The 17,342-nt window shown below is 69.5% G+C and carries 16 protein-coding genes; 13 read left to right on the top strand and 3 right to left on the bottom strand.

The window, feature by feature from the left end; all coding sequences use genetic code 11:
• Window positions 1-3: 3 nt before the first annotated feature.
• From murC to AC3B5T_RS22540, 11 genes are all read left to right on the top strand, one after another.
• Entirely contained in the window at window positions 4-1,563 is a 1,560-nt protein-coding gene (gene murC / locus AC3B5T_RS22590; protein WP_231632731.1) for a UDP-N-acetylmuramate--L-alanine ligase, read from the top strand.
• The gene (locus tag AC3B5T_RS22585; protein WP_055476127.1) at window positions 1,560-2,261 is read left to right on the top strand and encodes a cell division protein FtsQ/DivIB; all 702 of its coding nucleotides are present in this window, start codon (window positions 1,560-1,562) and stop codon (window positions 2,259-2,261) included. The genes murC and AC3B5T_RS22585 overlap by 4 nt, the downstream gene beginning before the upstream one ends.
• 312 nt (window positions 2,262-2,573) lie before the next feature.
• On the top strand, window positions 2,574-3,740 hold the full coding sequence (gene ftsZ / locus AC3B5T_RS22580; RefSeq protein WP_014927289.1) for a cell division protein FtsZ: 1,167 nt from the start codon (window positions 2,574-2,576) through the stop codon (window positions 3,738-3,740).
• 8 nt (window positions 3,741-3,748) lie between these two features.
• Complete coding sequence (gene pgeF / locus AC3B5T_RS22575) at window positions 3,749-4,513, top strand: peptidoglycan editing factor PgeF (protein WP_055476128.1); 765 nt, start codon at window positions 3,749-3,751, stop codon at window positions 4,511-4,513.
• A 25-nt stretch (window positions 4,514-4,538) separates the two neighbouring features.
• On the top strand, window positions 4,539-5,306 hold the full coding sequence (locus AC3B5T_RS22570; RefSeq protein WP_055476129.1) for a YggS family pyridoxal phosphate-dependent enzyme: 768 nt from the start codon (window positions 4,539-4,541) through the stop codon (window positions 5,304-5,306).
• Window positions 5,307-5,419: 113 nt separating this feature from the next.
• On the top strand, window positions 5,420-6,127 hold the full coding sequence (locus tag AC3B5T_RS22565) for a cell division protein SepF (protein WP_010843670.1): 708 nt from the start codon (window positions 5,420-5,422) through the stop codon (window positions 6,125-6,127).
• A gap of 56 nt (window positions 6,128-6,183) precedes the next feature.
• Window positions 6,184-6,525 (top strand): YggT family protein, encoded by a 342-nt coding sequence (locus AC3B5T_RS22560; RefSeq protein WP_014927286.1) that lies wholly within the window; start codon window positions 6,184-6,186, stop codon window positions 6,523-6,525.
• Window positions 6,526-6,850: 325 nt separating this feature from the next.
• On the top strand, window positions 6,851-7,666 hold the full coding sequence (gene wag31 / locus AC3B5T_RS22555; protein ID WP_010843672.1) for a DivIVA-like cell division protein Wag31: 816 nt from the start codon (window positions 6,851-6,853) through the stop codon (window positions 7,664-7,666).
• A gap of 33 nt (window positions 7,667-7,699) precedes the next feature.
• Entirely contained in the window at window positions 7,700-8,650 is a 951-nt protein-coding gene (locus tag AC3B5T_RS22550) for a hypothetical protein (protein ID WP_055476130.1), read from the top strand.
• Between the two features lie 353 nt (window positions 8,651-9,003).
• Window positions 9,004-12,147, top strand: coding sequence for an isoleucine--tRNA ligase (gene ileS, locus AC3B5T_RS22545; protein WP_425307035.1), 3,144 nt, complete (start codon window positions 9,004-9,006; stop codon window positions 12,145-12,147).
• Window positions 12,148-12,370: 223 nt separating this feature from the next.
• Window positions 12,371-13,270 carry a sigma-70 family RNA polymerase sigma factor family protein gene (locus AC3B5T_RS22540; protein ID WP_010843675.1) on the top strand — a complete coding sequence of 300 codons (900 nt, stop codon included), beginning with the start codon at window positions 12,371-12,373 and terminating at the stop codon, window positions 13,268-13,270.
• A 4-nt stretch (window positions 13,271-13,274) separates the two neighbouring features.
• Here AC3B5T_RS22540 and AC3B5T_RS22535 read toward each other — a convergent pair whose 3' ends face one another.
• A complete protein-coding gene (locus AC3B5T_RS22535) occupies window positions 13,275-13,967 on the bottom strand; it encodes a TetR/AcrR family transcriptional regulator (protein ID WP_055476131.1) in 693 nt (230 codons plus the stop codon).
• Window positions 13,968-14,082: 115 nt separating this feature from the next.
• On the opposite strand from AC3B5T_RS22535, the gene AC3B5T_RS22530 reads away from it, so the two are divergent.
• Window positions 14,083-14,538 carry a nitroreductase family deazaflavin-dependent oxidoreductase gene (locus tag AC3B5T_RS22530; RefSeq protein WP_010843677.1) on the top strand — a complete coding sequence of 152 codons (456 nt, stop codon included), beginning with the start codon at window positions 14,083-14,085 and terminating at the stop codon, window positions 14,536-14,538.
• Window positions 14,539-14,653: 115 nt separating this feature from the next.
• Window positions 14,654-16,129, top strand: coding sequence for a DNA polymerase IV (locus AC3B5T_RS22525; protein WP_231632732.1), 1,476 nt, complete (start codon window positions 14,654-14,656; stop codon window positions 16,127-16,129).
• 36 nt (window positions 16,130-16,165) lie between these two features.
• On the opposite strand, the gene AC3B5T_RS22520 is transcribed toward AC3B5T_RS22525, so the two are convergent.
• Complete coding sequence (locus AC3B5T_RS22520) at window positions 16,166-17,149, bottom strand: asparaginase (RefSeq protein WP_010843679.1); 984 nt, start codon at window positions 17,147-17,149, stop codon at window positions 16,166-16,168.
• A gap of 12 nt (window positions 17,150-17,161) precedes the next feature.
• On the bottom strand, window positions 17,162-17,323 hold the full coding sequence (locus AC3B5T_RS22515) for a hypothetical protein (protein WP_156354262.1): 162 nt from the start codon (window positions 17,321-17,323) through the stop codon (window positions 17,162-17,164).
• Window positions 17,324-17,342: the final 19 nt, after the last annotated feature.

Here is a 17,342-nt window from a genome sequence, read left to right as displayed (position 1 = left end):
CACATGGTCGGCATCGGCGGCGCCGGGATGTCGGGACTGGCACGCATCCTGCTGGCCCGCGGTGGTCAGGTCTCGGGGTCGGACGCCAAGAACAGTCGCGGCATCCTCGAACTCCGCACCCGCGGCGCCAGGGTCCAGGTCGGACACGACCCGTCGGCGCTCGACCAGATCCCCGGTGGCCCGTCGGTCGTGGTGACCACGCACGCCGCGATCCCGAAGACCAATCCCGAACTCGTCGCGGCACGCTCGCGCGGCATCCCGGTGCTCCTGCGTCCGCGCGTGCTGGCCCAGCTGATGGCGGGCTGTCGCAGCCTGCTGATCGCGGGTACCCATGGCAAGACGTCCACGACCTCGATGGCCGTCGTCGCGCTGCAACACGCCGGAACCGACCCGTCGTTCGCGATCGGCGGCGAGTTGAACGAATCGGGGACCAACGCCCATCACGGTGGTGATCCGGTCTTCGTCGCCGAGGCCGACGAGAGCGACGGCTCGCTGCTCGAGTACACGCCCGACGTCGTGGCGGTCACCAACATCGATGCCGACCACCTCGACTTCTTCGGTTCGATCGAGGCCTATGTCGAGGTGTTCGACCGATTCGCCGCGCGGATCACGACAGGCGGTTCGCTCATCGTGTGCCTCGACGACCCGGGGTCGGCGGCCCTGGCCGGCCGCGTCGCCGAGTCGCTCACCGCGCGCGGGGTGGAGGTCCTCGGATACGGACGCGGGACGCATGCCGCGCTGGCGCCGACCGTCCCCAACGTCGCGACCATGCTGTCGTGGGAACCGCGCGGGTCGGGGGGATCGGCAACGGTCCGTTTCACCTCCCCGCTCCGCCCGGATGTCGAGGACCGCCGGCTGCTCCTTCCGCTTCCCGGAGAGCACATGGCGCTCAACGCGATCGCCGCGGTGATCGGCGCGGCTCGCGTCGGCGCACCGGCCGCCGACGCGGTGTCCGGTGCCCCGGGCCGGTTCGACGGCATCCTCGCCGGGATCGGCTCGTTCGGTGGCGTCCACCGGCGTTTCGAGTTCCGCGGACAGCGCGGCGGTGTCGAGGTCATCGACGACTACGCCCATCATCCGACCGAGGTGCGCGCCGTGCTGTCGGCGGCGCGGGACATGGTCTCCGCGCGCGGCGGGCCGGACGGCTCGCGCGGGCGTGTCATCGCCGTGTTCCAGCCGCACCTCTACTCGCGCACCGTCGAGTTCGCCGACGAGTTCGCCGCGGCCCTCGACCTCGCCGACGCGGTCGTCGTCGCCGACGTCTACGGAGCCCGCGAGGCCCCGATCCCCGGGGTCAGCGGGCGGACGATCTCGGACAAGCTGACGGTGCCGGGCATCTTCGCCCCGGACCTGTCACGTCTGTCCGCGCAGGTCGCCCGGCTGGCACGCTCCGGCGACGTCGTCCTGACCCTGGGCGCGGGTGACATCACCATGCAGGGACCGGAGATCCTCGCCGCGCTCGAATCGGCGTCGGCGTCCGACGCCGCCACCGAGACGGATGCGGCCGGATCTGCCGTCGGCGGCCCGGGGGAGTCCGACGACCGGACGGGGCGGGTGTCGTGATCCGGTGGCCGGAGCGCCGCCGGTCCCGCATGGTCCTCGGCACGCTCATGGTCGTCGCGGTAGGGGTCGGGCTGGTCCTGATCGCCTACCTCACTCCGCTGATGTCGGTGCGCGGCACCGACGTCCGCGACAACGGGTCGATCCCCGCGGACGAGATCCTGCGGGTCGCGGCCGTGCCGTCGGGCACCCCGCTGTTGCAGGTCGACACCCGGGCGGTGGCGCAACGCGTCGCCACGATCCCGTCGGTGGAATCGGCGCGGGTGCAGCGGAGTTATCCGTCGTCGCTGACCATCACCGTCGTCGAGCGGGTGCCGGTGGTGATCGTGATCAACGGCGACGACGTCCACGTGCTCGACAGGTCCGGGGTCGCGTTCCTCGACTTCGACCGCACCCAGGGGGTCCCGCCCGAGGTCCTCAAGCTCCCGGTGCTCGACACCCCGAATCCGGGGCCGGCGGACCCGACCACCAAGGAGACCATCGCGGCGGTGGCAGGGCTGCCCGAATCGTTGGCGCGGCAGGTCATCCGGGTCACCGCGACCTCACCGGTCGACATCGAGTTCACCCTGTCGGAGAAGCGGACGGTGGTGTGGGGGGACAGCGACCGCGGTGCCGAGAAGGCCCGCACTCTCACGCATCTGCTCACCCGCAAGGCGACGATGTACAACGTGTCGAGCCCCGAGTTCCCGGCCTATCGCTGATCTCGCGGCGGTCCCGGTCGTCCCGGGTTCGCGTCCGTGGGCGGTGCGGAGCTGCGTCGCGGGAGCCGAATGTTTCCGAATATCGACGAAAAGCCGGGATTTCCGGCGGAATTCGGGTGCGACTTGCCGACACGCCGAGGGCGGATCTGGATACCTGGGCCCTCGATGCCTAGCGTCATGACCACAACGAGTTACTTGACATAACTCTAAATCTATGGTTCAGGTTTAGGGTTTGTCGCGAGCGGACCGTGGACCAGCAGGTCCACACAGACGAATCACCACGAGATCGACCCACACAAGGAAGGCGAGCGCATGACGCCACCGCACAACTACCTGGCCGTCATCAAGGTCGTCGGCATCGGCGGTGGCGGCGTGAATGCCGTCAACCGGATGATCGAACAGGGACTCAAGGGAGTCGAGTTCATCGCGATCAACACCGACGCGCAGGCGCTACTGATGAGCGATGCCGACGTCAAGCTCGACGTCGGCCGCGACTCGACCCGCGGTCTCGGCGCGGGCGCCGATCCCGAGGTCGGCCGCCGCGCCGCCGAGGATGCACGCGACGAGATCGAAGAACTGCTCAAGGGCGCCGACATGGTGTTCGTCACCGCGGGTGAGGGCGGCGGCACCGGTACCGGCGGTGCGCCGGTCGTCGCGCAGATCGCGCGGAAGCTCGGTGCGCTGACCGTCGGCGTGGTCACCCGTCCGTTCTCCTTCGAGGGCAAGCGTCGTGGCGGACAGGCCGAGGCGGGCATCACCGCCCTGCGCGAATCGTGCGACACCCTCATCGTCATCCCGAACGACCGTCTGCTGCAGCTCGGTGACGCGCAGGTCAGCCTGATGGACGCGTTCCGCAGTGCCGACGAGGTGCTCCTCAACGGCGTGCAGGGCATCACCGACCTCATCACCACCCCCGGCCTGATCAACGTCGACTTCGCCGATGTGAAGGGCGTCATGAGCGACGCCGGTAGCGCGCTGATGGGCATCGGTTCGGCCCGCGGTGAGGAGCGTGCGCGCAAGGCCGCGGAGTCCGCGATCAACTCGCCGCTGCTGGAGGCCTCGATGGAGGGCGCCCGGGGCGTGCTGATCTCGATCGCCGGCGGCAGCGACCTCGGCCTGTTCGAGATCCACAACGCCGCGACCCAGGTGCAGGAGGCCGCCCACGAGGACGCCAACATCATCTTCGGCACGGTGATCGACGACAACCTGGGCGACGAGGTGCGGGTCACCGTCATCGCGGCCGGATTCGACGGCGGTACGCCCAAGAAGCGTTCCGATGTGCCGTCGGCCGCGGGACGCACCGCGGTCGGGCAGGGCCAGGCCGGCGCCGTGACGTCGCCGCCGAAGAACGATCCGCTCTTCGGGGACATGCCGAAGGGCGCGGGTGATCCGTTCGAGCAGGAGCCGGAACCGCCCCGCCGCAACACCGTTCGGCTGGACGACGACGACGTCGACGTGCCGTCGTTCATGAAGCGCTGAGTCCGCGGATGCGGGTGCGGCGTGTCATCACCACCCGTGCCGGCGGGGTCTCGGTGTCACCGTACGAGTCGTTCAATCTCGGTGATCACGTCGGAGACGATCCGGAAGCGGTGGCGGCCAACAGGATTCGACTCGCCGAGCAGATCGGGGTGGACAGCGGCTCGGTGGTGTGGATGGAGCAGATCCACAGTCGCAACGTCACCGTGGTCGACGGGCCGGTCGCCGAGCCGGTGCCGGCCACCGATGCACTGGTCACCACCACGCCCGGCCTCGCCCTCGCGGTGTTGTCGGCCGACTGCGTCCCGGTGCTCCTGAGCGACGACGAGGCCGGCGTGATCGCGGGAGTCCACGCGGGACGTGTCGGCGCCCGGATCGGCATCGTGCCCGCCACTCTGCGCGCGATGGTCGAACTCGGCGCTCGCATCGAGTCCATCGGAGCCTTTCTCGGACCGGCGGCGAGCGGTGACCACTACGAGGTCCCACCGGCGATGCAGGCCGACGTCGAGAAGCATCTGCCCGGCAGTGCCGTCCGGACCAAGAAGGGCACCACCGGTCTCGACCTCCGCGCCGGTCTGCGACGCCAGCTTCTCGACGCGGGGGTCGGGGGAGTGGCGGTCGATCCGCGCTGCACCATCTCGGACCCGAATCTCTTCAGCCATCGTCGGGGCGCGCCCACCGGACGCCTCGCGTCGGTCATCTGGATGGACCCGACCACGGACTCCGACGAGACGAACGACGATCGTCCCGGCGAGCGGGGCCCGCTCGGGGAATGACCCCAGAGGCGAGAAGGATGGGGACATGACCGGGTCATCTGATGCGCGCACCGTCGAACTGGGGGACCGGCTGGCGGCCGTGCGCCGTCGCCTCGAGGCCGCGGTCGAGGCCGCCCAGCGTCCGGCCGGATCGTGCGAACTCCTCGTGGTGACGAAGTTCTTTCCCGCGGACGACGTCCGCAGGCTGCTCCAGCTCGGGGAACGTGCCTTCGGGGAGTCGCGCGAGCCCGAAGCGGGACGGAAGGTGGCCAGTGTGCTCGAGGACTGGGTGCTCGGCGACTGGGAGTCGCCGGACCCCGGCGACGTCCCCGTCTTCGACATGATCGGCTCGGTGCAGTCCAAGAAGGCACGGTCGGTTGCGCGGTGGGCGCGCACGGTGCACTCGGTCGACCGTCCGAAGGTCGTCGAGGCCCTCGACCGCGCCGCCGCCGCCGCGCTGGACGACGGCGACCGGGCCGACCCGCTGGGCATTTTGCTCCAGGTCAGCCTCGACGGCGATCCGCACCGCGGCGGCGTCGTCGAGGACGACCTGACACGTCTGGCCGAGCAGGTCGTCGACGCGGAGCCGCTCCGGCTGCGCGGGCTCATGGTCATCGCGCCGCTACACGGCGAGCCCGAGCACTGGATGGCCGAGACGGCGCGGATTCACGCGGCGTTCCGGGGTCGGTTCGACGACGCCGCGGAACTGTCCGCGGGCATGTCCGGTGACATGGAAGCGGCGATTGCCGCGGGCTCGACATGCGTGCGTGTCGGAACCGCGATCATGGGCGAGCGGCCGCTAGTCTCTCAGTAATCACATTGGTAACACCAGAACCAAGTGACTCAAGAACCGCAAAGAACTCACTGACCACAGATGCACCACCCCGCACGGCAGAAACCGGCGTCGCACTACCAGAGAGGCCGTCAATGACCACGATGCAGAAGTTCAAGGCTTACTTCGGCATGGTGCCGCCCAGCGAATACGAGGACGACTACCTCGAGGAGTCGGCCCCGCCGCTGCGTGAGCGGTCTCGTGAGCGTGCCTACCGCGACGACTACTACGGTGACTCGTCCTACGATCCCGGCTACGAACCGTCGTTCCGGGATGCCGGCTACCGCGAGGAGATGGCGTACCGCGACGAGCTGGCCGACCGCCACTACGACGCCGGCTTCGACCTCGCCGCGGAGTACGCCTACGCCGCCCCGCGCGCGGCGGGCGACGGCCCGATGCGGGCGCCCGCTCGTCTCGAACCCCTGCAGCGCTCGTCGAGCGCGTCCCTGCGCGCCGCCACCGCACCGCGTTCGATGGGCGCCGACCCGCGCGTCGAACTCGAGCGCGTCTTCGCCGACAGTCCCCTGCAGAAGATCACGACCCTCCGGCCGTCGGACTACGGCGAGGCGCGGACCATCGGCGAGCGGTTCCGCGACGGCAACCCGGTCATCATGGATCTCGTCGACATGAGCAACGACGACGCCAAGCGCCTCGTCGACTTCGCCGCCGGCCTCGCATTCGCGCTGCGCGGGTCGTTCGACAAGGTCGCCACGAAGGTCTTCCTGCTGTCGCCCGCCGACGTCGACGTGTCGCCGGAAGACCGCCGCAAGATCGCCGAGACGGGCTTCTACAACCACGCCTGACCGGCGACGGGTACCTCGGTTCGCCGTCGCCCGTCATGTTCAGGCACTCTTGACGCGTGGCTGCGATTCTGTTGAGCGTCTTGTACTACATCCTGCTGATCTTCTGGTTGCTCCTCCTCGGCCGGCTGGTCGTCGAACTGGTCCGCACCTTCGCTCGCGAATGGCGTCCGACCGGCGCGGCGGTCGTCGTCATCGAGATGGTCTTCACCGTGACCGATCCCCCGATCAAGGCCCTGCGTCGCGTGCTCCCGCCGATCCCGCTCGGTCCCATCCGGCTGGACCTGTCGTTGATGATCGTGATGCTCGTCGTGATCATCGGCATGAACATCGTGAACGGTCTGCGCGCCGACGCACTGGCCGATTCGCTGGCGATCGCCGCACATCTCATCCGATCCTGATCTCGTCCCGTCCTATCCACACTGCGACGGTCACCGGGGCTCGTCGCCCGCGAGTGGCGCCCCGGTCCGGCGGCGGGTACCCCGCGTTACCGAGATGGTCTACCGTTGTAAGTCATCTTCGGATGACTGTTTCATTTCAACAGCGCATCGCAGAGATGCAACCAACGGTTCGCGTGTGACAGGATTGGACGCCAGTTACAATTTTTGACTGGTATGAATAGTTAGTGACAACCTGTATTGGTCGAACGACTCACCGTCGCGCGATCCGGGTTGGACGGCCCGCCAACTGAACACAAGTTCACCACCAGACACGAGGGGAACCGACATGCGGCTGACTCCAGCTGATGTGCACAACGTCGCGTTCAGCAAACCGCCCATCGGTAAGCGCGGTTACAACGAGGATGAGGTCGATCAGTTCCTCGACTTCGTCGAAGCCGAGCTCGCCCGGCTGATCGAGGAGAACACCGACCTCAAGCAACGCGTCGAAGAGCTCGAGGGTGAGCTCGCCGACGCCCGCTCCGGTGCCGGCTCGTCGGCGGACGACCGAACGCAGATGTTCGCCAAGCCCGCGGCGGCACCCGAGCCTCCCGCCCCGGCCCCGACGCCGGCCCCGCAGCCGACCAACGACGATGCGAACGTGCGCGCGGCGCGCGTGCTGGCCCTGGCCCAGGACACCGCGGACCGTCTGACCGGGAGCGCCCGCGCGGACGCCGACGCGATGCTGTCCGATGCTCAGACCCGCGCCGACACGCTGGTCTCCGAGGCGCAGACCAAGTCCGACGCCATGCTCGCCGATGCCCGCCAGCGGTCGGAGGCCATCCTCGCCGACGCGCAGACGCGGTCGGAGGCGCAGCTGCGCCAGGCGCAGGAACGTGCGGACGCGCTGCAGAGCGACGCCGAGCGCAAGCACAGCGAGATCATGGGCACCATCAACCAGCAGCGGGGCGTTCTCGAGGGCCGGATCGAACAGCTCAAGACCTTCGAGCGCGAGTACCGCACGCGTCTGAAGACCTACCTCGAATCGCAGCTCGAAGAACTCCAGCAGCGCGGCAGTGCGGCTCCCGTCGAGGGTGGCCGGCCCGATCAATCGTTCTCCAACGATCCGGGTAATGGTGGATTCAGCAGCTACTCACCCAGCTGACCTGGGCGAACCGGTGCGCACTAGGCTGGTGATGTGCTGACCTTGGCCCTGGCCGCGACCCTTCTGGGGTTCGTGCTGCTCATCCTCGGCCTCATCACCGGGACCGTGTGGCTGGCGGTGGCTTGCATCGTGGTCTGTCTCGTCGGCCTCGGTTTCCTGCTGGTGGATGTGTTCGCCGGTCGTAAGGGCGATGCGGGCCGGTCACTCGAGGACATGGTCCCGGGTGCCGGTCGTGACACGCCCGACGAAGATTCGGCGAAAGCCGCCTCCCAGGACTCCTCGGTCCGGGCCGAGAACGGGTCGGCCGAGGGCTCTGCCGATGCGCCCACCCGCCGGTACTCCGTGCCCGACCCCGCCGCATCGGACGATTCCGAGACCGTGGCGTACCGGCCCGGCTCGTTCGAGCCGGGGATGGCGGCGCCGGAGGGTTCCGCGCCCCCGAATCGCCCCGCCCCCGAACGTCGCGAGGGCAACCTGGAGGACTATCTGCGCTCGGTCGGCGTCGACGCCCCGAGTGCGGGCGCCCCGACACACAGCGGAGCCCCTGAAGGTGTCGCAGCCCCGGGTGGACGCCCCGATCCGCGGGGCCGGCCCACTCCGCAGCCCTACGGTTCTCCACCACCCGGCGGGGTTCCGCAACGGCAGCATCCCGGAGCCGATCAGCCTTCGTGGACGCAGCAGCGTCGCGCGCCGGGACAATTCGGGCCGCCGCCCGACCCCCGAGAATCCGGCCAGTCGCAGTCGCCACGTCAGCCCGGTCGACCGGCGGTGTCGGGACAACGCCCGCCGGCCGCGCCGTCACCGGGTCGAGGCCCGTTCGATCCGGCGCAGTCAGGGTGGGTCGGAGAGGACGTGCCCGGCGGTGACGCCGCCGGACCGGACGACTGGGCAACTTCTTCCGAACACCCCGACGATTCCGCGTCGCGCCGTCGGCGAGCGGATTTCGATCCGCTTGATCCGAATTGGCACCCACCACCCGACTGATCGGTCGAGTGGCGCATCCCGGTGCTCGGGTAACCCCCTGGCTCCATCGGACGGGTCGTCGCTACACTGGTTGACGCGTTGATCCGGCCATCACCGGGGAGCACCCGGAAGAACAGGCCCTCGGGTCCTCAGTAGAACCGGGCGGGCGCGGCCCGTCACAGCCGCAGGATCGTCCGGTCACCCACCGTGGCGGTTCGTCGAGTGGCGCCGGATCCCCGGCGCAAGCGGGGTGGTACCGCGCAGTCCTCCGGAATGCGTCCCCGTGCCGATGAGACATCACCAGGCACGAGGAGACCAGCGTGAGCGACGCGACCGACCCCACCCAGAACGCACGGGTGTACCCGAAGGTCGACATGACCGGGGGCACCGGGCGCAGCGCCCCCGACTTCCCGTCCGTGGAACAGCGGGTGCTGCAGTACTGGGACTCTGATTCGACCTTCGCCGCGTCGATCGAGAATCGAGCCGACGCCGAGGAATTCGTCTTCTACGACGGCCCGCCGTTCGCGAACGGACTGCCGCACTACGGTCATCTGCTGACCGGGTACGTCAAGGATCTGGTGCCGCGGTACCAGACCATGCGCGGCAAGAAGGTGGACCGTCGATTCGGCTGGGACACACACGGTCTGCCCGCCGAACTGGAGGCCGAACGCCAGCTCGGGATCACCGACAAGTCGGAGATCGAGAAGATGGGCATGGCCAAGTTCAACGAGTACTGCCGTGACTCGGTGCTGCGGTACACCGGGGAGTGGCGTGACTACGTGACCCGGCAGGCCCGCTGGGTCGACTTCGACAACGACTACAAGACCCTCGATCTCGACTTCATGGAGTCGGTGATGTGGGCGTTCAAGGCGCTCTACGACAAGGGGCTCATCTACCAGGGTTATCGGGTGCTGCCGTACAGCTGGTACGAGCAGACGCCGCTGTCGAACCAGGAGTCCAAGCTCGACGACGCCTACCGGATGCGGCAGGACCCGGCGGTCACCGTCACGATGCCGCTCTCGGTGCCCGACGGTCCGCTCTCGACGCTGGACGGTGTCAACGCGCTCATCTGGACGACGACGCCGTGGACCCTGCCGTCCAACCTCGCCATCGCCGTCAACCCCGACGTCACGTACGTGCACGTCAGGGCCGGTGACGGTCAGGAGTATCTCCTCGCTGAGGCGCTGCTCGGGGCGTACGCGAAGGAGATCGTCGACCCGGAGGTGCTCGGCACCCACCGCGGCGTGGAACTGAAGGACCTGTCCTACACACCGCCCTTCGATTTCTTTGCCGGACACCCGAACTCGCACCGGGTGCTGCTGGGCGACTACGTGACCACCGACAGCGGCACCGGAATCGTCCATCTCGCACCGGCTTTCGGTGAGGAGGACATGGACCTCGCGACCGCCAACGGCATCGAGGTGGTGCAGCCGCTCGATCCGGGCGGACGTTTCACCGCGCAGGTCCCGCCCTACGAGGGGTTGATGGTCTTCGACGCCAACCCGGTGATCATCAAGGACCTCAAAGAAACCGGGCGCATCCTCCGCCACGAGACCATCGAGCACTCCTACCCGCACTCGTGGCGGTCGGGCCAGCCGCTCATCTACATGGCGGTGCCGTCCTGGTTCGTCGCGGTGACGCAGTTCCGCGACCGCATGGTCGAGCTGAACAAGCAGATCGTCTGGGTGCCCGAACACATCCGGGACGGACAGTTCGGCAAGTGGCTCGAGGGCGCGCGGGACTGGAACATCAGCCGCAACCGTTACTGGGGTGCGCCCCTTCCGGTGTGGGTCTCGGACGACCCCGAGTTCCCACGTATCGACGTCTACGGTTCGCTCGACGACCTCGAACGCGACTTCGGAGTACGGCCGGACAATCTGCACCGCCCGTTCATCGACGAGCTCACCCGCCCGAATCCCGATGACCCGAGCGGGAAGTCGACGATGCGGCGCGTGCCCGAGGTCCTCGACTGCTGGTTCGAATCGGGCTCGATGCCCTTTGCGCAGGTGCACTATCCCTTCGAGAACCGCGACTGGTTCGACGGGGGAGACTCCGCCCATGCCCCGGCACACAATCCGGGCGACTTCATCGTCGAGTACAACGGCCAGACCCGCGGCTGGTTCTACACGCTCCACGTGCTGGCCACCGCCCTGTTCGACCGCCCGGCGTTCAAGACGGTCGCCGCGCACGGGATCGTGCTCGGTGACGACGGCCAGAAGATGTCCAAGTCGAAGCGCAATTACCCTGACGTGAACGAGGTCTTCGACCGCGACGGTTCGGATGCGATGAGATGGTTCCTCATGGCCTCGCCGATCCTGCGCGGAGGCAACCTCGTCGTCACGGAGCGAGGCATCCGCGAGGGGGTCCGTCAGGCGCTCCTGCCACTGTGGAACGCCTACAGCTTCCTGCAGCTGTATGCCGAGCGGCCGGCGACCTGGCGGACGAACTCGGAGCATGTGCTGGATCGCTACATCCTGGCGAAGCTGGCGACGACCCGCGACTCGATGACCGAGGCCCTCGACATCTACGACATCGCGGGGGCGTGCGACGCCTTCCGCGAGTTCGTCGAGTCGCTCACCAACTGGTACGTGCGACGTTCGCGGGCTCGCTTCTGGGCCGGTCAGGACGAGGACACCGACGCGTTCGACACCCTGTACACCGTGCTCGAGGTGGCCTGCCGGCTCGCCTCGCCGTTGCTCCCGCTGGCGACCGAGGCCATCTGGCGCGGTCTCACCGGCGAGCGCTCGGTTCACCTGACGGACTGGCCGACGAGCGACGAACTCCCGGCCGATGCCGACCTGGTCACTGCGATGGACCAGGTCCAGGCGGTGTGCTCGACGGCGTCGAGTGTCCGCAAGGCCAACCGGCTGCGGGTGCGACTGCCGCTGCCGGGCCTGACGGTCGCCTCGCCCACAGCGGGGTCGCTGGAGCCGTTCGTCGACCTGATCAAGGACGAGATGAACGTCAAGACCGTGACTCTCGCCGCCGACGCCAGTGAGTACGGACGCCACGAGATCGCGGTCAACGCCCGCGCCGCCGGACCGCGCCTCGGCAAGGACGTGCAGCGCGCGATCAAGGCGGTGAAGTCGGGGAACTGGACGGTGAGCGACGGTGCCGACGGGTCCGAGGTGGTGGTCGCCGACGGGATCGAGCTACGCGAAGGAGAGTTCACCCGCCGCCTGGTGGCCGTCGAACCCGATTCCACCGCGGAGCTGCCGGGCGGGAACGGTCTGGTCGTCCTGGACACGACGGTCACGCCCGAACTCGAGGCCGAGGGCTGGGCCAAGGACCGGGTCCGCGAGCTGCAGGACGCCCGCCGCACTCTGGGACTCGACGTCTCCGACCGGATCGCGGTGCGCTTCGTCGTGCCCGCCGAACGTCTCGAGTGGGCGCGGACGCACGCCGACCTGATCGCCGGCGAGGTGCTCGCGGTGCGATTCGATGTCACCGGCGACGGTGACGCGGGCAGCATCGAGCTCGGTGACGGCGTGACGGCCGACGTCACGAAGGCGGGCTGACAGGTCCGCCGCGCCCGGGCCTCGACGATCGCGTGACCGCGCCGGGAACGGGACGAGATCTCGCTTTCGGCCGTGCGATGTCGAGATGTCGCTGTACGGTGTGGACCGTTGCCTCGCGGCGCCACCGCGGTCCCCATCGCAGTGGCGGCGAACCGATCCGTTGGCGTCGGTCCGGTTGCCGCGGCGCGTTCCCCGGTCATCGATGAGAGGTTCAGCACCACCCATGAGCGGCACCGACGCGGAGCGGCGGGTCGCTCGTCCCGACCCGCTGCGGCCACTGCTGTTCACCGTGGCCTACGAGATCCTGGGTTCGGCCACCACGGCCGATGCCATCGTCGACCGGGATCTCCGGTGCGAGCCGGCGGTGTCCACGCCTCGCGATGACCGGCGCTCCCGGATCGGAGCAGTGGCCCGGCAGTCGCTCGACGCCCTGCAGTCGCGCCAGAGTGCGGAGGGGCAGTACGTGGGACCGTGGCTGCCCGAACCGATCCGGCTGGACGGCGACGACCTGACGGGCGACCCGGTTCTCGCCGAGTCGATCGCCACGGCCACCCTGGTTCTCCTCGAATCCCTTGCGCCCGTGGACCGTACGGTGCACGTATTGGGTGATGTGTTCGGCGTCGGCGATGCGGAGATCGGGACGATCCTGTCGCGGCCCGCGGGTGAGATACAGCAGGCCGCGCTTCGCGCCCGATCCCACGTCGAGGCGCACCGTCCCGCGTTCGAGCCGGTGGACAGCGCCCGCACCGTGGCGTTCGTCGACGAGTTCCTGGCCATCGCCGAATCGGGTGATCTCGGCACCCTGATGACTGTGCTCGCGCCGGAGGTGGTGTTCACCGCTGACAGCGACGGCAAGGTGGTCGCGGTCCGCCAACCGGTCCACGGCGCTCGCGATGTGGCACGCGCGATGTCGGGGTTCGCGCGGATCGGTGGGGTCTTCGAGGACTATCGCGCTGAGGCGTCGGTGTTCAACAGTCAGCCGGGGATCGCGGTCTACTACGACGGTCGGTTGCAGACCGTGTTGACGCTGCGCCTGGCCGGAGGTCTCGTCGACCACGTCTACGTGATGCGCAACCCCGACAAGCTCGTCGGGGTGGAGCGTCTCCGGTCCGTGGCCCGGTGAGATCTCAGGCGAAGAGCGTCGACAACGTCAGGTCGATCTGGGAGCGGAAGAGCGCTTCGGGGTGTGCGAAGGTGTCGGTCCCGTACTGGCCGAAGGTCTCCAGGCTGATCGCGCCGACGAGCACCGCCCACAGCGTGGTGGCCGCGGCGAGGACCGCGGCCGGCGTGTCGAGGTCGAACTCGTCCCGGATGGCCGCCATGTCCGCGACGACCTCCGCCGTCGGGGCGGGCAGATCGGGACGCAACAGTCCTTCGTGATGGGCGGCGGCGCACTCGCGGAGGAGCCGAACGGGGACACGTGTGCCGGGGCCGATGGTCCGCTCGCCGGGGGCGGAGTAGCCGGGCACCGGACTTCCGTAGATCAGGGCCCATCGGGCGGGGTCGGCCAGCGCCCAGTTCCTCGCCGCCGCGGCCGCGGCGGCCAGCCGGTCGCGCCGGTGGGATGCATAAACGGCGTCGGCCGCCGCATCGACCGCATCCGCGACGTCGGTGTAGGCCTCGACGAGGAGCATGGTCAGCAATTCGTCGCGGCTCGGGACGTAGCGGTACACCGCCGAGGAGACGACCCCGAGGTCGCGCGCGATCGCGCGCAGTGAGAGCCCGGCCGCCCCGTAGGTGGTCAGGTGTTCTCGTCCCAGCCGACGGATCTCGTCGGTCATCATCGCGCGGTTCTCCGCGCGGTTCCGTCCGGTGGCCATGCCGACGATCCTGCCACAAACGAGAGCGGTGCTCTTGATTTTGCGCGGCCACGCTCGCATACTTACGACGAGAGCACTGCTCTCGAATGTCAACACCTTCGACGAAAGGCCGGCCATGACTGCGACTTCCCACTACAGGGCCCCGAGCGGATTCGATGCCGCGTTCAACCGCGTGGTCCGCTGGCTCGCCGACCGCGGGGTCAATCTGGCCGGGGCGCAGACGCTCACCGTCGTCGGTCGGCGGACCGGCACGCCGCAGCGGGTGCCCGTCAACGTGCTGCGACTCGACGGGGCGGAGTATCTCGTCGCCGTCCGCGGCGAGACGCAGTGGGTGCGGAACGCGCGCGCGGCGGGGACCGTCGAGCTGCGCCGTGGGCGTCGCCGGACCGTCGTCACGCTCACCGAACTCGACCCCGGGCGTCGCCCGCCGGTCATCCGGGACTATCTGCGTCGCTGGGGTTGGGAGGTCGCCCGATTCCTGCCCGCGGGTCTCGAGGTCACCTCGTCGGACGAGGAACTCGCCGCGCACGCCGCCCTGATCCCCGTCTTCACCGTCACCCCAGCTCACTAGACTCGGTGAGGTGTCACGTCTCGAGTCTGATCCGCCGCAGCCGGGCGGTGCGGTGTCGGGGCACCCCTTGGCTGCGGTGTCGGGCCAGGGATCGGAGCGGAGTCCGCGCTGGGTGATGCACCTCGACATGGACGCGTTCTTCGCCTCCGTCGAGCAGCTCACCCGGCCGACGCTGCGCGGCCGTCCCGTCCTCGTCGGCGGGTCCGGCGGACGCGGGGTGGTCGCCGGGGCCAGCTACGAGGCCCGCGTGTTCGGAGCCGGCTCGGCGATGCCGATGCACCAGGCGCGCCGGCTCATCGGCCCCACCGGGGTGGTGATCCCGCCGCGCGGATCGGTGTACAGCGTGGTCAGCAAACGTGTCTTCGCCATTGTGCGCGACGAGGTTCCGGTCATCGAGACGCTGTCGTTCGACGAGGCGTTCGGCGAACCGGCGGAGCTCGCGGGCGCGACCGTCGACGAGGCCCGCGATTTCGCCGAGAGGCTCCGCTCCCGAATACGCGGGGAGGTCGGACTCGCCGCGTCTGTCGGACTCGGCAGTGGCAAGCAACTGGCGAAGATCGCCTCGGGGATGGCCAAACCCGATGGGGTGATGGTGATCCCGCCGTCCGGTCAGCTGGCCTTCCTGCATTCGCTCCCGGTTCGCAAGTTGTGGGGCATCGGACCGGTGTCGGGCGATCGGCTGGCGCGCCTGGGAATCGCGACCATCGGTGACCTCGCGGCGATGTCGCCGGTCGAGGTGGCCTCCGTGCTCGGCGGCACCGTCGGACCCGCCCTGCATCGTCTCGCCCACGGCATCGACGACCGTCCCGTCGCCGAACGCGCCTCCGCGAAGCAGATCAGCGCCGAGTCGACCTTCGCCGAGGACATCGTCGAACTCGACGCGCTCCGTCCCGCCATCCGCAAAGCCGCGACCGACGCTCACCGCCGGCTGCGGGCAGACGGTCGGGGTGCGCGCACCGTCGTGCTGAAACTGAAGAGATCCGACATGTCGATCCTGACGCGCTCGGCGACGACCGCCACGGCCACCACCGACTTCGACGACCTCGAGCGGACGGCGCAGCGACTCGCGCTCGATCCGCGGTCGATCGGGGCCATTCGCCTTGTCGGCGTGAGCTTCTCGGGACTGACCGCGGTACAGCAGTATGCCCTGTTCGACGACGTCGGTGGGGAGGATGCGAGCGATGTCCAGACCACCCACCACGACACCGCCGACGGTGTGACGGACACCGGTGACGGGGTCGCGGTGCCGGTGCAGGTGGACGCGGCCGACGCGGCGCCGACCGAGCCGCGAGCCGACGGTGCCGTCGTGCCGCCCGCCGACCAGACGACGGATGCGTCCTCCGCACTCCCGCGGTTCGCGCCGGGTGGCAGTTCGATGCCCGCCGGACGCTTCGGGCCCGGGGCCGATGTGACCCATCCCGACCACGGGCACGGCTGGGTCCAGGGCAGCGGGCACGGCGTCGTCACCGTCCGGTTCGAGACACGGACGAGCGGGCCCGGACGCACGCGTACCTTCGCGGTCGACGACCCCGACCTCCGTCCGGCGGATCCGCTCGACAGCCTCGAATGGGTTCTTCCCGACCGCGACTGACCGGCGATCCGCGCGCGACGGGCCCGGCCGTGTTCCTCAGTGGTGTTGTGCGAGAAAGTAATCTGTGATCGCGCCGTGGTCGTGACCGGAGGTCAGCAGGGCGATCAGGGCCATGCGCGCCTGCGGGGCGCGCAACCAGGGGGACACGATCGCCCCGGCCCGACCCAGATCGACGGCGCCGCCGCCTCCGCCGTAGGTCGCCGACACCTCGCCGTACGGGACACGGCTCGTCACGACGACGGTCACCCCGCGCTGCACGGCGAGTGCCACCTCCGCGGTGATGTCGGGGTGCGTGTTCCCGGAACCGGTGGCCGCCAGGACCAGACCCGCGGCGTTCTGGGCGACGGACGCGGCGATGAGGCCCGGCGACACGCCCGGATACAGGGTGAAGGCGTCGACCCGTGCCGCCCGCCCCGGCGGCACCGGTCCGGTCAGCACCCGTCGCGGCACCGGCGGGCCGTCCGCGCGATCGACACCCCACACGGTGTCGAAGGCGGCGAGGTCGGTGGTGGAGACCTTGAACAGGCCGCAGGCAGGGAGAAGCCGGCCGCCCATCGCCACGAGCACCCCACGGCCGCGGGCGGCCGGGTCGTCGATCGCGGCCAGCGCGGCGGTGAGATTCGACGGACCGTCGGCCGCCGGGGAGTCCGAGGGCAGCATGGCGCCGGTGAACACGACCGGCCGTTCGTCGGCCGCGTACAGGTCGGCGAGGAAGGCCGTCTCCTCCATCGTGTCGGTCCCGTGAGTGACCACCACGCCGCGGACGGCGGGGTCGGCGAGCGCGTCGGCGATCGCGCGGACCACGGCGAACTGGTCGGCGACGGTCATCGCCGAGCTGTCCACCGACATCAGATCGACGGTACGGATCGCCGGCCCGGTGGCGGGCGTCCCGGTGGAGGTGAGGAGATCGGCGGACCCGAGTGCGGGGACCGCGCCGTCGGCGGTGGTGTGGGCGGCGATGGTGCCTCCGGTGCTGATCAGCACGATGGCGGAGGTGCCGGGGGGAGGGGTGCCTGTCATGGTGCCCAAGGGTCACCGGAACCCGGCCGGGCCGTCAAGCGTTGCCGGCTCGGCGACGCCCCCGCCGGCCGGATCGTCGTCGCGTGTCGACGGCACCGGGGACCCCCGGTCCTCGTTGTTTGGCATAGTGGTGTGGGCCGTCGCCGGGTCGTACCCGGCAGACACGTCCGGCATCGCGGTACGAGAGCGCCCA

Source organism: Gordonia sp. G4, assembly GCF_057770005.1.
The sequence above is the reverse complement of the archived record's forward strand: the minus strand, read 5'-3'. Positions and strand labels throughout refer to the sequence as shown.